This window comes from Microbulbifer weihaiensis, from assembly GCF_048323715.1.
GTDB lineage: Bacteria > Pseudomonadota > Gammaproteobacteria > Pseudomonadales > Cellvibrionaceae > Microbulbifer.
The window spans coordinates 94,586-109,003 of sequence record NZ_JBLWFL010000005.1; the positions used below are offsets into that span (position 1 = coordinate 94,586).

Annotated in this window: 10 protein-coding genes; 6 read left to right on the forward strand and 4 right to left on the reverse strand. The window is 60.1% G+C overall.

Annotated elements, in window-relative coordinates:
* Positions 1 to 48: 48 nt before the first annotated feature.
* The 3 genes from kdsA to tilS all read right to left on the reverse strand — a co-directional run bounded on the left by kdsA (position 49) and on the right by tilS (position 4,035).
* The gene (gene kdsA, locus ACNKU7_RS06735; protein WP_418296206.1) at positions 49 to 894 is read right to left on the reverse strand and encodes a 3-deoxy-8-phosphooctulonate synthase; all 846 of its coding nucleotides are present in this window, start codon (positions 892 to 894) and stop codon (positions 49 to 51) included.
* Positions 895 to 977: 83 nt separating this feature from the next.
* A complete protein-coding gene (locus tag ACNKU7_RS06740) occupies positions 978 to 2,612 on the reverse strand; it encodes a CTP synthase (protein ID WP_418296207.1) in 1,635 nt (544 codons plus the stop codon).
* Between the two features lie 124 nt (positions 2,613 to 2,736).
* Positions 2,737 to 4,035, reverse strand: coding sequence for a tRNA lysidine(34) synthetase TilS (gene tilS, locus ACNKU7_RS06745; RefSeq protein ID WP_418296208.1), 1,299 nt, complete (start codon positions 4,033 to 4,035; stop codon positions 2,737 to 2,739).
* A gap of 317 nt (positions 4,036 to 4,352) precedes the next feature.
* On the opposite strand from tilS, the gene ACNKU7_RS06750 reads away from it, so the two are divergent.
* The 6 genes from ACNKU7_RS06750 to ACNKU7_RS06775 all read left to right on the forward strand — a co-directional run bounded on the left by ACNKU7_RS06750 (position 4,353) and on the right by ACNKU7_RS06775 (position 12,709).
* Positions 4,353 to 5,822 (forward strand): sugar porter family MFS transporter, encoded by a 1,470-nt coding sequence (locus ACNKU7_RS06750; RefSeq protein ID WP_418296209.1) that lies wholly within the window; start codon positions 4,353 to 4,355, stop codon positions 5,820 to 5,822.
* A gap of 221 nt (positions 5,823 to 6,043) precedes the next feature.
* The gene (locus ACNKU7_RS06755) at positions 6,044 to 8,647 is read left to right on the forward strand and encodes a glycoside hydrolase family 3 protein (RefSeq protein WP_418296210.1); all 2,604 of its coding nucleotides are present in this window, start codon (positions 6,044 to 6,046) and stop codon (positions 8,645 to 8,647) included.
* A gap of 14 nt (positions 8,648 to 8,661) precedes the next feature.
* Positions 8,662 to 9,588 (forward strand): DUF4380 domain-containing protein, encoded by a 927-nt coding sequence (locus tag ACNKU7_RS06760; protein WP_418296211.1) that lies wholly within the window; start codon positions 8,662 to 8,664, stop codon positions 9,586 to 9,588.
* Positions 9,589 to 9,809: 221 nt separating this feature from the next.
* On the forward strand, positions 9,810 to 10,700 hold the full coding sequence (locus tag ACNKU7_RS06765) for a DegV family protein (RefSeq protein ID WP_418296212.1): 891 nt from the start codon (positions 9,810 to 9,812) through the stop codon (positions 10,698 to 10,700).
* A 267-nt stretch (positions 10,701 to 10,967) separates the two neighbouring features.
* On the forward strand, positions 10,968 to 11,756 hold the full coding sequence (locus ACNKU7_RS06770; protein WP_418296213.1) for a transporter: 789 nt from the start codon (positions 10,968 to 10,970) through the stop codon (positions 11,754 to 11,756).
* Positions 11,757 to 11,992: 236 nt separating this feature from the next.
* The gene (locus ACNKU7_RS06775; protein ID WP_418296214.1) at positions 11,993 to 12,709 is read left to right on the forward strand and encodes a DUF2092 domain-containing protein; all 717 of its coding nucleotides are present in this window, start codon (positions 11,993 to 11,995) and stop codon (positions 12,707 to 12,709) included.
* A 47-nt stretch (positions 12,710 to 12,756) separates the two neighbouring features.
* Here ACNKU7_RS06775 and ACNKU7_RS06780 read toward each other — a convergent pair whose 3' ends face one another.
* Positions 12,757 to 14,355, reverse strand: a complete 1,599-nt coding sequence (locus ACNKU7_RS06780) for a phospholipase D family protein (protein WP_418296215.1) — start codon at positions 14,353 to 14,355, stop codon at positions 12,757 to 12,759.
* Positions 14,356 to 14,418: the final 63 nt, after the last annotated feature.

Consider the following 14,418-nt stretch of genomic DNA (forward strand, 5'->3'; position numbering starts at 1 on the left):
GCGGCACACACTGCGCCGCTTCTTTTTGGTTATTTGCGTTTTGCCGGGTTACTTGGTGTCGAGCGGCTCAAAACCTTTGACCAGGTCATCCACGGCTTTCATCTGTGCCAGGAATGGCTCGAGCTTTTCCAGCGGCAGCGCACTGGGGCCGTCACACAGGGCCTTTTCCGGGTTCGGATGGGCTTCGAGGAACAGGCCGGCAATACCGATGGCGAGACCGGCGCGGCCGAGCTCGGTGACCTGGGCGCGACGGCCGCCGGAAGCGGCACCGCCCGGATCGCGCATCTGCAGCGAGTGGGTCACGTCAAAAATCAGTGGCGCGCCGCCGGACGCATCGATCATGGTGCGGAAGCCAAGCATGTCCACGACCAGGTTGTCGTAGCCGAAGCAGGCACCGCGCTCGCACAGGATGATGTTTTCGTTGCCGCCCTCGGCAAATTTCTCCACCACGTTTTTGACCTGTGGCGGGCTCATGAACTGGGGCTTCTTCACGTTGATCACTGCACCGGTTGCCGCCATCGCCGCAACCAGGTCGGTCTGGCGTGCGAGAAATGCGGGCAACTGGATGACGTCGACAATCTCGGCGACGGGTGCCGCCTGGTGCGGTTCGTGGACGTCGGTGATCAGCGGGACGCCAAACGTCTTTTTGATTTCTTCAAAAATCTTCAGCCCTTCTTCCATGCCGGGACCGCGGTAGGAGTGGATGGAAGAGCGGTTGGCTTTGTCGAAGGAGGCTTTGAAAACGTAGGGAATACCGAGCTTTTCGGTGACTTTCACGTAGTGCTCGGCCACCTGCATGGCGAGGTCGCGGGATTCCAGCACGTTCATGCCGCCAAACAGCGTGAACGGTTTGTCGTTGGCCACCTGCAGGTTGCCGACTTCGATTGTTTTCATAGCGCTCAACATCCTTTGCGCGCCACCTGTCTTCCGGTTGAAAGACGGGGGCGCGGGCTCGAAGATTTTCTAGAATTCGGGGCTTACTTGTTCGCTTGGCTATGCTTCAGCGCCGCGGTAACGAAGCTTTCAAACAGCGGGTGGCCGTCACGCGGGGTAGAAGTGAATTCCGGGTGGAACTGACAGGCCACAAACCACTCGTGTTCCGGCAATTCCACCATTTCCACCAGGGTGTCATCAGCGGACCAGCCGCCGATCTTCAGGCCGGCCTGCTGCAGGCGGTCAACGTAGTTGTTGTTCACTTCGTAGCGGTGACGGTGGCGCTCGACAATGATGTCTTTGCCATAGATTTCGCGCGCTTTACTGTCTTTGGCCAGACGGCACTCCTGACCACCAAGGCGCATGGTGCCGCCGAGGTCGGATTTTTCATCGCGCTTCTCAATGTTGCCTTCGCTGTCGATCCACTCGGTAATCAGGCCGATCACCGGGTGCGGTGACTTGGCGTTGAATTCAGTACTGTTGGCGCCTTCGAGGCCCAGCACGTTGCGGGCGTATTCGATGACGACAGACTGCAGGCCGAGGCAGATGCCAAGGAACGGAATGTTGTTTTCACGGGCGTAGCGCACGGATTCCAGCTTGCCTTCCAGGCCGCGCTCACCGAAGCCGCCCGGTACCAGGATGGCATCGGCGCCCTTGATCAGGTCGAGGCCATTCTCGCCTTCCACATCTTCGGCATTGATGTAGTCGATGTTGACCTTGGTGCGGGTCTTGATGCCGGCGTGAATCAGGGATTCGATCAGGGATTTGTACGCGTCGAGCAGCTCCATGTACTTGCCGACCATGGCAATCTTGATTTCGTGCTGCGGGTTCAGTTTGCCGTCGACCACCGCGTCCCACTCGGACAGGTCCGGGGCACCGCAATCCAGCTGCAGTTTTTCCACCACGATTTCATCCAGGCCATAGCCGTGCAGCATGCGCGGCACACCGTAAATGGTCTTGGCGTCGGGCAGCGGCACTACGGCACGCTCTTCCACGTTGGTGAACAGTGCGATCTTGCGGCGGGAATCGTCGTCGATGGCACGCTCGGAGCGGCACAGCAGAATGTCCGGCTGCAGGCCGATGGAGCGCAGCTCTTTCACGGAGTGCTGGGTCGGCTTGGTCTTGGTCTCACCGGCGGTGCCCAGGTAAGGCACGTAGCTCAGGTGAATCAGCAGGGCGCGATTGGTGCCCATCTCGACGCGCAGCTGGCGCACGGATTCCAGGAACGGCTGGGATTCGATATCCCCCACGGTTCCGCCGATTTCGACAATGGCTACGTCCACATCACGGCCGCCTTCAATCACGCGACGCTTGATCTCGTCAGTGATGTGCGGGATCACCTGTACGGTGCCGCCCAGGTAATCACCGCGGCGCTCTTTGCGCAGCACGGTTTCATACACACGGCCGGTGGTGAAGTTGTTGCGCTTGGACATACGGGTGCGGATGAAGCGCTCGTAGTGGCCCAGATCCAGGTCAGTCTCGGCGCCATCTTCGGTCACGTAGACCTCGCCGTGCTGGAAAGGGCTCATGGTGCCCGGGTCAACGTTGATATAAGGGTCAAGCTTCAGAATCGTGACCTTCAGGCCACGGGCTTCGAGGATTGCGGCCAGAGAAGCGGAGGCGATACCTTTCCCCAATGAGGAAACCACGCCGCCAGTGACAAATATATAGCGCGTCATGCAAAACCTTGGTCAGTTGAATGCCCGACGAAGACGGGCGTGCGGGACTGGCTCAGGGGCGCGAAGCCGCGCAACCTAGTGCCTTTGAGATGGGACGCCAGACTACCAGAAAGCAGTTTTCTGCTCAATCGAAAAACCGCCAATATGGTGGTTGGATTGGCCCCTCCGGGGTGACGAACAGGTCGCCAACGGCAACCAGCTGCCCATCGCGATAAATCAGTGGAACGCAATCCCTCAGCCAGGGCTCGAGGGCATATTCCTGCAGCAGCTTTTTCAAGGTCTGGGAATGCCGCCGCGCACGCGGCTGCGCCCGCTCGCCACCCGCGCGAAAGCAGACCCGATAGTCCGCTGCGGGCCATCCGGCGGACGGCGACAAAACAGCGCCGCCGGGTAATTTCAGATCGGAAGCACCATCCCATTGCCAGCTACTCCCGGGTTCAACGTCCACATCCTGAGGCTGTAATTGTGGTGTGAGATACAGGCGATTGCGAAATCTTCTCGCCACAAGGTTCGCGAGCTCGACCTGTGGCACCGCATCCTCTGCAGCATCCATCTGGCCCAGCACCTGGTCCAGCTGGGCCGACTCCGGCCCACGGCCACTGATCGATCGAATCCAGAACCTGAGCAGGTTTTTTTGTCGTGCCCGCGTCAGCCCGCGCAGCGACTCCAGGTCAATACTCTGCCCCACCCGCTCGATGCGGCGGTCGCAACGGGCACCGTCTTCCCCGGCGACCTCTTCAAGCAGCCCCGCGGATTCCTGCAGGTTTTCGGCCGCCCGCGCCAGCAGGGGAACCACGGGCCAGCGGGCGGCGAGCGCCGGCACCACCTGACTGCGCAGATAGTTTCGGTCGAATTTCAGGTCTGAATTGCTGTCGTCCTCGATCCACTGCAACCCTTGCTGAAGCGCATAGGATTCGAGCTGGGCCCGGGAACAGCCCAGCAGTGGTCGCAGCAGTGCGCGCTCCGGGGCAAACTGCCGAAACGCCCGCATCGACGACAACCCGTCCACACCGGCACCACGCAGCAGGCGCAACAGGAAGGTTTCCACCTGATCGTCGCCGTGATGCCCCAGCAGAATCGTGTCACTGGGCGCCATCACCTCAGCGAAGGCGCGGTAACGGGCATTGCGCGCGGCCTGTTCCACCCCACCGTCGCCCGCTGCCACTTCCACGGCGCACGCGGTGAACGGCACCCCCAACGCGCGCGCTTGCTCAGCGCAATGGGCTTGCCAGGCGTCAGCATGACGACTCAAGCCATGATGCACGTGAAGCGCTTGTACCGGGATTCCCTCCGCAGCCAGTAAATGCAGGAGAACCGTTGAATCCAGTCCGCCGGAATACCCAACCCACAGCTGTCCCTGTGCCGGATGGCGCGAGAGGGCCGACAGAAGAAATTCCAGAAGGTTGTTGGTTTCAGCGGGCAAGGTTCGAAATCCGGTTGGTTAACTGGGCGCACAGTATACCTGTGCCAGGGTGTCCAAATCCGCCCGGCCTGTGGACATCCTGCGCAGACCTTGTGTCCCACTATAAAACGGGACGCCGGGCAAAGTGAGACGACCGGCGTGTCCAACTTTACCTATTTTCGCAAAGTAGGACGCTTTCCCGGCGCCCGCGCGTCATCATCAATGGCCGTCCAGCAAGACGCCGAATTACCCAGCAAAACCGGGGCCCTGCACTGAGCCTGGTTTTGCCTTCGAGCACGACGATAACGAGCAAAACAATAAAAAGCAGGAAGAACCTTATGCAAGCGATTGAGAATTCCGTCGAGGGGAATCCGGGTATTGCCCAGATTCAGCAAGACGCCCCCCCACTCCTTTTTGTCATCCTGATTTGCAGTGTCGCCACCATCGGTGGTTTTTTGTTCGGTTTCGACAGCGGTGTGATTAATGGAACTGTGACCGGACTGCAGCAGGCGTTCAATTCCAATACCGCCGGCACCGGCTTCAATGTTGCCTCCATGCTGCTCGGCTGCGCGGTTGGTGCCTTCTTTGCCGGTCGCCTGGCCGACCGCTGGGGACGCAAACAGCTGCTGCTGATCTCCGCGGTGCTGTTCGTGGTCAGCGCCTGGGGTTCCGGCATAGCCGCCAGCTCCGCGGAGTTCGTGTTCTACCGGGTGCTCGGCGGGCTCGCGGTTGGCGCCGCCAGCGTCATGTCGCCCGCCTATATCAGTGAGGTGGCACCGGCCGCCATGCGCGGGCGCCTCACCACCGTCAACCAGATGGCCATCATTTCGGGCCTGTTTGTCGCCTTCATCAGCAACTACTGGCTCGCCAGGACTGCGGGTTCGGCGGTGAACGAATGGTGGATGGGCTTCAGCGCCTGGCGCTGGATGTTCTGGGTAGAAATCATCCCGGCCGCCCTGTTTTTTGTCGCATTGTTACTGATCCCGGAAAGTCCGCGCTACCTGGTGCTCTCCAGACAGCCTGAGAAAGCAACCGAAGTACTCCGCAAGCTCTACGGTGCATCCCGGGTGCAGGAAAAGCTGGATCAGATCCGCGCCTCCGTTGTCGCCGACCACCAGCCGAAACTGTCGGACCTGCTGGATAAAAACGCCAAAGGCCGCCTCATGGGGCTCGGCAAGATACGCAAGATCGTCTGGGTCGGCATCGGGCTCGCGGTCTTCCAGCAGCTGGTGGGCATCAATGTGGTGTTCTACTACGGCGCAGTACTCTGGCAGGCGGTGGGCTTCTCGGAAGCCGATGCCCTGCTGATCAACATTATTTCCGGCGGTGTCAGCATCGGCGCCTGCCTGATCACCATGGCGCTGGTCGACCGCATCGGCCGCAAACCGCTGCTGCTGGTCGGATCCATCGGCATGGCGATCACCCTTGGACTGGTGGCCTTCGCCTTTACCACCGCCAGCGTGGATGCCAGCGGCTCCCTGCAACTCTCCAACGAAATGGGGCTGCTGGCGCTGGTTGCCGCCAATGCCTACGTGTTCTTCTTCAACGGTTCCTGGGGACCGGCCATGTGGACCATGCTCGGGGAAATGTTCCCCAACCAGATTCGCGGATCGGGGCTGGCGGTTTCCGGGCTCGCCCAGTGGGGCGCCAACTTTGCCATCACCATGACCTTCCCCGTCATGCTGGTGGGAATCGGCCTCGCTGGGGCCTACGGCATCTACACCTTGTTTGCCGTGCTTTCCATCGCCTTTGTGATCTACCTGGTACACGAGACCAAAGGTGTGGAACTGGAAGATATGCGCGGCTGAATTGAATTCACCTTGTAGCACCCACCAGGAAGGTATCTGGGCCGCACGGAGGCCGCCTTTTTTTCACCCTCGAAACGTTCGCAAACGAACGCCTCTGGGGTAGCTGCTACACCACGAACCATTTTGCGGGCACCCCCTATTTTTGCCCTTTTAGAGGGGGGCGCCCATTTTTCGCCCCAGGGCGAATCACAGAAACGAAACGGACAACAACCGGAGCCAACATGAAGTCTTCAACCGGGATCATCGTCAAACGACTGGCCGCGAGCATTGCGCTGGCCACTGGCCTTGCCGGCTGCGGGGAACCCGCCGGCAACCAGGCCGCAGAGATCAATACCCATACCGATACCCAGCCCGGCGCCGAGGCGCGCTCGCTGGAGAACTGGCCCAAGTTGCAGCCGGCACTGCCCGCAGACCCGGCCCTGGAACAGCGTATCGCTGACCTGCTGTCGCGTATGAGTGTGGAGGAAAAAGTCGGCCAGTTGATCCAGGCGGAGATCCGCTTTGTCACCCCGGAAGACGTCAAGAAGTACCATCTGGGCTCCATCCTCAATGGCGGCGGCACCTTCCCCAACAACGACAAGTTCGCCACCCCGGACGACTGGCGCCAGCTGGCCGATGCCTACTTTGCCGCCTCCATGGACACCAGCGATGGCGGTGTGGCGATCCCGATCATCTGGGGCAGCGACGCCGTGCACGGCCACAACAATGTGATCGGCGCGACCCTGTTCCCGCACAATATTGGCCTCGGTGCCGCCCGCGACCCGGAGCTGATCCGCCGCATCGGCGAAGCCACCGCCCGTGAAGTGGCGGTGACCGGTATCGACTGGACCTTCGCCCCCACCATCGCCGTGGTGCGTGACGACCGCTGGGGCCGTACCTTCGAGAGCTACTCGGAAGATCCGGAAATCGTCGCCAGCTACGCCCGCGAAATGATCAAGGGCATCCAGGGCGAAAAGACAAGTGAGCAGTTCCTGGACGGCCGCCACCTGGTGTCTGCCGCCAAGCACTTTGTCGGCGATGGTGGCACCACGCGCGGTATCGACCGCGGTGATACCCAGGTCAGCGAGAAGGAACTGGCCGAAATCCACGCCGCCGGTTATTTCACCGCCCTCGAATCCGGCGTGCAGTCGGTCATGGCCTCGTTCAACAGCTGGAATGGCCTGCGCCTGCACGGCCACAAATACCTGCTGACTGACGTACTGAAGGGCCGCCTCGGCTTCGACGGTTTTGTGGTTGGCGACTGGAACGGCCACCGTTTTGTCGATGGCTGTACCGTAGAAAGCTGTGCCGCCGCGATCAACGCCGGTCTCGATATGTTCATGGTGCCGTCCGACTGGAAGGCCCTGTACCACAACACCGTGGCCCAGGCGCAAAGCGGCGAGATTCCCATGAGCCGGATCGACGATGCCGTGAGCCGTATCCTGCGGGTGAAAATCCGCGCGGGCCTGTTCGAGCGCGACCGCCCGCTGGCGGGCCAGACCGGCATTATGGGAAGCCCCGAGCACCGCGCTATCGCCCGCGAAGCCGTGCGCAAATCCCTGGTGCTGCTCAAGAACAACGATAACCTGTTGCCCCTTAAGCCACAGCAGAACATCCTGGTGGCCGGTGACGGTGCGGACAACATTTCCAAGCAGAGCGGTGGCTGGACCATTTCCTGGCAGGGCACCGGCAATACCGCGGAAGACTTCCCCGGCGCTACCTCCATTTACCAGGGCATCGAGCAGGCGGTACAGGGTGCCGGCGGCGATGTGGTACTGAGCGAGAACGGTGACTTCAGTGCGGACAGCTTCCGCAATGGCCAGAAGCCCGATGTCGCCGTCGTGGTATTCGGTGAAGAACCCTACGCCGAATGGCACGGCGACCTCGCCAGCATCGAGTACCAGCTGGGCAGCAAGGACGACCAGGAGCTGCTGCAGAAGCTGCAGGCGCAGAACATTCCCGTGGTCAGTATCTTCCTGTCCGGTCGCCCGCTGTGGGTGAACAAGGAGCTCAACCTGTCTGACGCATTTGTGGCCGCGTGGCTGCCGGGCTCGGAAGGCGCCGGCGTTGCCGATGTGATCCTCACCGATGCCGACGGCAACAAGCAGTACGATTTCACCGGTCGCCTGTCCTTCAGCTGGCCGGACCTGGTGCACCAGACCGTGATCAACCGCGATGACGCCGAATACGCCCCGCTGTTCAGCTACGGCTACGGCCTCACCTATACGGACAACCGCAACATCGCCAGCAACCTGAATGAAAACGGCGAATCCTATGCGGATGGCAAACTGGAAGACGCCTGGTTGATGGTGTCCCGCCCGCGTGCACCGTGGAAGCTGTTCATTGAGGAAGCGCAGGAAGCCCCGCTGTGGGTGAGCGGCAATCAGGCCAGCACCGCAGACGACAATATCACCGTGGCCTCCATCGACATGCTGTCCCAGGAAGATGCGCGCCAGATCACCTGGAAAGGCCTGCGTGGCGGCAGCGTGGTTCTGCAAACCAAGAAGCCGCAAAACCTGAGCCGCTACCTGGATGAGCACGCCGCGCTGACCATGGATGTGCGCCTCGACAGCGCGGCAAGTGCACCGGTGTTTGCCGGTATGCGCTGCACCACAGAAGCCTGCTCGGGCGAACTGCCACTGCAGGCACCCCTGGCTGAATTGAAGCCGGGCGAGTGGTCCGAACTGTCGATCGACCTGCAGTGTTTTGCCAAGGCCGGTGCCGACTTCAGCCAGGTGTCCAGCGGTCTGTTCCTGCGCAGTGAAGGCGCGCTTGGCCTGTCCGTGGCGAATATCAAGTTTGTGCCCGGCGCTGCCGCAGAGGCGGCCGTGCGCTGCGACAGCTGATCAGGTCAACAACCATGAAACAGTGCCACAAGCTGCTGTTGTCCACCCTGCTGAGCGCCGCTGCGGCGCTCAGCAGCACCTCACATGGTGAAGAGGTTACCCGGCTGCAGAAAGGCGATTTCACGATCGCCCTGGATCCGCAACACGGTGGGCGCGTTACCGAAATGCGCCTCGCCGATACCGACCTGCTGGCGCTGGAAAACCGGCACCCCAACAACTTCGGCTCGACTTTCTGGCTTTCCCCGCAATCCCTGTGGAACTGGCCGCCGGTTGCCGAACACGACTCGGCCCCTTACCAGGTGCGCAAATCCGGTGAGCATTTCCTGCACCTGGAAAGCACTGCCGGCGCGGGAACCCGGATTGCCAAAGCCGTCACCTTAGAGGGAGAGGGCGAAGGCGAGGGGCGCGCACGTCTCGACTACCGCATCCTCGCCGAGCAACCGTTCCGCGAAATTGCGGCCTGGGAAATTACCCGGGTCGCCAACCGCGGGCTGGCCTTTGCGCCGGTCAATACGGAGACGGTAGCCACCGTGCGTGGACAGATGGATTACGAACTGGATAGCGGCGGCACACTGTGGCTGCCGATGTCTGGCAGCGAAGTACTCACCGAAGGCAAGGTGATCGCCAATGGCAGTGAAGGCTGGCTCGCCTATGCCGTGGATGGCCTGCTCTACCTGAAGGTTTACCCACAGGTAGCGGCGGAAAAAATGGCCACCGGTGAAGGGGATATCGAGTTGTACCTGAGTGGGGAAAAGCCCTATCTGGAACTGGAAGTGCAAAGCGCTGCGCAGGCACTGGCAGCGGGCGACAGCCTGGACTGGACCGTCACGTGGCTGTTACTCCCTATTCCCGCAACCGTGGATATTGCCCCGGGCTCTGCATCGCTACTGGCGTTCGCCCGCCGACAGGTAGCGCGCCTGCCGGCAGTTGAACCCCACTGAATCCTTCCTTTAATTACCGTTTTCGCTTGTTGAGCAAGCCTCGGCCGCCCGGTCGACGCCGGCGGCCATTTTTTCGCTGCGCTCTACTCCAGCCCCACCCGCTTTGCACCTTGGATACGTCGCTCGGATACGTCGCTCGAAACTGTCCCGCGCCGTTACAAAATGGTACATTTGTACGCCTTACACTCCCGACAGTGAGCCACATATAAAAAGAGGTACCCATGGTTCAGTTAGTCGTCGATTCCGGTTGCGACCTTCCCGATGAATTCCTGCGTAAATACGCCATTCCGGTGCTGCCTCACAGCGTGAGCATGGGCAATGACGCCTTTGCCGATCAGCGCAACCCCGCGCAAATGGCCCATTTCTATACGCTGTCCCTGATAGACCGCTCCCGCCAGGTGGCCACCGGCCCCGCCAGCGAGCAGGACATCGAGCAGATCCTGAAGCGCCAACTGCAGCTGGGGCAAAAGGACATCGTGATCCAGACCATCAATGCCGCCAACAGCCCGACCTTTGCCAACGCAGTCAATGTGGCGCGCAAGCTCAGCAACGGTGACGTGCAGATCCATCCGATCGACTCCCACACCCTGTTCTCCGGCCAGGGACTGCTCGCGTTGTTCACCCTGTCGCTGATCCAGCGCGGTATGACCGGCGCCCAGATAAAAGCGCGTACCGAGGAGTTTGGCCGCAAGATTACCGGCTACGCCGCCATCCGGGATGTGTATTACCTGCGCGAACGCGGCCGCCAGAAAAACGAAAAAAGTGTGAGCTGGCTGAAAGCCTTTATGGCGAGATCGCTGAACCTGCACCCGATCATCAAGATGACTCACGAAGGGTCATCCGTGGCAGATACGGTGAAGGAATACGATAACTGCAACCGGCAGCTGTTCGATATCGCCGCGGAAAAAATCCGCGCCGGTGAACTTCTGATGCCGGCTGTCGTGGTCAGTATCGCGGGCCCACTGAAAGACCTCGAGAAAGTCCCCGGCTTCCGCGCATTCGAACAGCTGGCGCAAGAACACAAGGTAAAGGTATATCGCTCGGTGATGAGCCTGTCTGGCGGCATCAACCTCGGCCCGGGCACAGTGGCACTGGCATTCGCCGGTAAGTAATCCAGTAAGTCTCCACCTGCCCCCCAAAAAAGGCGACGCCGGAAAAGCGTCGCCTTTTTTATTTTTGTGTTCTTTCCCAGCGCACGACATCTTATTCCAAAGTCGAAAAACGCCGCCAGAAGACTGCCCTTGCGGCAAAGTTTTTACCTGCTTACCGTATTATTCGAACTGCGTGTCGTCCGGGGCGACACCAACACACATTGCATGCCCCTTTCGTCCTAGACTGAAGAAAGTCGTTTCACCTGTATTCTTCAATTGGTGCGCAAGATGTTTCGAAAATTATCTGTGGTTTTTTTATCTGTAGTTTTCAGTGCCCACCTTTACGCGGACAGCGACCTCGCAAAACAGCTGAGCAATCCGGTTTCGGATCTGATCAGCGTGCCGTTCCAATTCAACTGGGACAATCGCGTGGGACCACTGGAAGACGGCCGCCGTTTCACCCTGAATATCCAGCCGGTGATCCCGATTGACCTCAATGAAGATCTGAATCTTATCAGCCGCACCATTCTTCCGGTGGTCAGCCAGGAAGATATCTTCCCTGGCAGTGGCGACCAGACCGGAATGGGCGACACCGTGCAAAGCCTGTTTTTCTCACCGAAAAAGCCTACCGCTGGCGGCATTATCTGGGGCGCGGGACCGGTGTTCCTGTTGCCCACCGCAACCGAGCCGCTACTGGGCACAGAAAAATGGGGGATAGGCCCAACCGGTGTCGTGCTGAAGCAGACCGGCCCCTGGACCATGGGCGCGCTCGCCAACCATATCTGGTCCTTTACCGGCAGCAGCGATCGCGATGATGTGAACAGCACGTTTATCCAGCCGTTCCTCGCCTACAACACGCCCACGTCCTGGACGTTCACCCTGCAGACGGAATCTACTTACGATTGGGAGACCGAACAGTGGAATGTCCCGGTTCACTTCCTGGTCGCGAAGCTTTTCAAGGTCGGAAAGCAGACCTACCAGATCCAGGCCGGTCCCCGCTATTACGCCGAGAGCCCGGACGGCGGCGCCCAGGACTGGGGCTTCCGCATGAGCTGGATCATGCTGTTCCCGAAATAGCGCGCACCACAAGTGAAATGTATCCACTTCCCCGCAATCTCCATGCACCGCCACCCAAAAGCCCACTGAAACGTGGGCTTTTTTCTAGTGCACGGAAAAGCTCCAGCTCCCCAATCCGCGGAAACCGCACTATGAATACGTTTTTCCGGCCAACTTTACGCCCCGCTCCCCTGGTCTTGTGTCTTTTACTCCACGGTTGCCTGGGCTTACTGTTGCCGGCAACAGCGCCGGCACAGGTGTTAGCGCCTCACGCGGCGCCGCCAGAAACCAAAGAAAAGTCCGCCGCCGCAATCGAAGCGCTGGAGCGGATGGGCAAGGCACTCGACAGCCACCGATCACTCGCCTTTGAGGCAACACTTATCACCGAAGCAGTGCTCGCCAACGGACAGAAAGTACTGATCAGTGGCAAATCCAGCCTGGAATTCCGGCGCCCGGACAAGCTGCGCCTCGAACTGAAAACCGATAGTTCCAACCGCCACCTGTTTCACGACGGCGAAAAACTGACACTGGTGGTACCGGAAAAAGGCTATGCCGGCGAGCTGGAAATGAAAACCGATACGCACACCGCGATGGCAATCATCGCAAGAGAGTACGGGCTGGAATTTCCGCTGATGGAATTACTGGTGTGGGGCACCAAAGACGCCGATGGCCACCAGATTGAGGAAGCCTTCCTGGTTGGCAACACCGAAATCGATGGCAAAGAAGTTCAGCACTGGGCGATTCGCGGGCCAGGCCTCGACTGGGAGATCTGGCTTGCCGAAGGCGAACACGCCCTGCCACTGCGCATATCCACCGTGAACCGCAAGGATCCCCATGCGCCGCGTTTTTTCGCCGACCTGCATTGGCAGCATGCCGACAGCCTGCCAATCAGTCGCTTCCGCCCCAGGCTGCCCGATGACGTTCAATGGATACCCTTCGAGAAGCTGCGGCCGAAAGCGGTGAAAGGTGATTGATCCGCTGTTTGCCGTGCGGATACCGCACATAGTGCTTGCAGGAACCGTCAAATCTGCGATTCGATCGGCAGCCACGAGAGCGCCCAGGCGAGAAAGCGGTGCCACCAGCTGGTATCCGGATCCCGCGTTTCCACTAGCGGTTGCCCCTGCTCGTCCTCGGCGTGCCAGGCAATACTGCCGCTTTCATCGAGTTTCAGTTGCCAGGCGGCATCCGGCGAAATCCAGGATTCGAACAGCTGGTTGAGCTCGCGATTGATCTCGGCACTCTCAATCAACATGCCGATTTCCGTATTCTGGATGATCGAGCGGCTGTCGAGGTTGATGGAGCCGACAAACGCCCGATCATCATCCAGCACGAATGTCTTCGCATGCAGGCTCGCGCGGGAATCCCCCTTGAACCAGTGTTTACGCTGCTTCTGGTCAGCCGACGGGCGCAGTTCCCAGAGGCGTGCGCCAGACTGCAGCAGGGGTTTGCGATAGCGGGAATAGGCTCCATGAACAACGGCAACATCATTGGTAGCCAGCCCATTGGTGAGAATATCGACCTGTACGCGCGCGCCCTGCAGTGTGGAAAACAGGTCGACCCCGGGCACACCGGGCACCAGGTAGGCATTGGTAATGCGCAGTCGCTTGCTGCACTGCTGGAGGATTTTCTCCAGCTTATACCCTGGGTATTCGCTGACCGGAACACTCTCCCGATCGATCGCCTTGCGCGGTGGATCAGCGAAAATCGTCGCCTTGCCCCAGTGAAAATTCACTTGGCCAGCAGCCAGTTTTTCCGCGATCTCCGCCTTCTGCAGGGCTTTGCTGAATTCCGACTCGCGCTCACCGGCCAGGTATTTATCCACCCGCTCGCGCAGCCCATCGAGCGAGTAGCTGTCATCATCGGCAATAATCAGTTCCGATACGGGAACCGCAACCCCGCTGTTCCAGTACTCATCGAAAATGGCTGAGGCCTCGTTTATCACGGCACCGATGGCAACGATGTCCACATCCAGAAACTCGGTTTCCGACTTGGAAAAATAGCCATCGGCAATGTTGCGCCCGCCGGTAATAGCCACCAGCCCATCGCTGACCAGCAGCTTGTTGTGCATGCGGTGATTGATGCGGCCGAAATCCATGAGCTGCTCGATGCCCCGCCTCAGGCCAGAGCGCCCCTCCACAGGATTGAAGATCCGGATCTCGATCTTTGGGTGGTCTTCCAGCGCCGTCACCCACGGATTGGTCACTCTTGTACCCAGGTCATCCACCAGCAGCCGCACCCGCACACCGCGGTCTGCGGCCTGTAACAGCAGTGCGGTGAGAATTCTCCCGGAAGTGTCGTCGCTGTAGATGTAATACATCAGGTCCAGCGACACCTGCGCCTCTTCAATCACGGCGGCCCGCGCGACAAACGCCGACAGCCCGTCATGAATCAGGTAAAAGCCACTTTCAGCGCCATCGCGGCGATCGAGCGCGCGCGCAATGCCTTCGGCCAGGCGACTGTCTTGCGCGGGCGGCAGGGCTTTGGAAACGGAGTAAGAGGCGCTATTCATATCACCGTATGCATCACAGCCAGCGAGCAGTAGCAGGCAGAGAAGACTCTGCACCTTGAGCTGCGCTGCACCGGCGCGCAGGATGTTCACCCGGGAGGTGCCGCTCCACATTTCAATGGACTCCAGGAAACGGTCTTCGCTCAGTCTAGTCCCCTTGCCGCACCATTGCCGCAG

Bases quoted from the DNA above. Each gene is read 5' to 3' on its own strand.
- ACNKU7_RS06740 (WP_418296207.1), bottom strand. From the start codon at position 2,612: ATGACGCGCTATATATTTGTCACTGGCGGCGTGGTTTCCTCATTGGGG.
- kdsA (WP_418296206.1), bottom strand. From the start codon at position 894: ATGAAAACAATCGAAGTCGGCAACCTGCAGGTGGCCAACGACAAACCG.
- ACNKU7_RS06765 (WP_418296212.1), top strand. From the start codon at position 9,810: ATGGTTCAGTTAGTCGTCGATTCCGGTTGCGACCTTCCCGATGAATTC.
- ACNKU7_RS06770 (WP_418296213.1), top strand. From the start codon at position 10,968: ATGTTTCGAAAATTATCTGTGGTTTTTTTATCTGTAGTTTTCAGTGCC.
- ACNKU7_RS06780 (WP_418296215.1), bottom strand. From the start codon at position 14,355: ATGTGGAGCGGCACCTCCCGGGTGAACATCCTGCGCGCCGGTGCAGCG.
- ACNKU7_RS06760 (WP_418296211.1), top strand. From the start codon at position 8,662: ATGAAACAGTGCCACAAGCTGCTGTTGTCCACCCTGCTGAGCGCCGCT.
- ACNKU7_RS06755 (WP_418296210.1), top strand. From the start codon at position 6,044: ATGAAGTCTTCAACCGGGATCATCGTCAAACGACTGGCCGCGAGCATT.
- ACNKU7_RS06750 (WP_418296209.1), top strand. From the start codon at position 4,353: ATGCAAGCGATTGAGAATTCCGTCGAGGGGAATCCGGGTATTGCCCAG.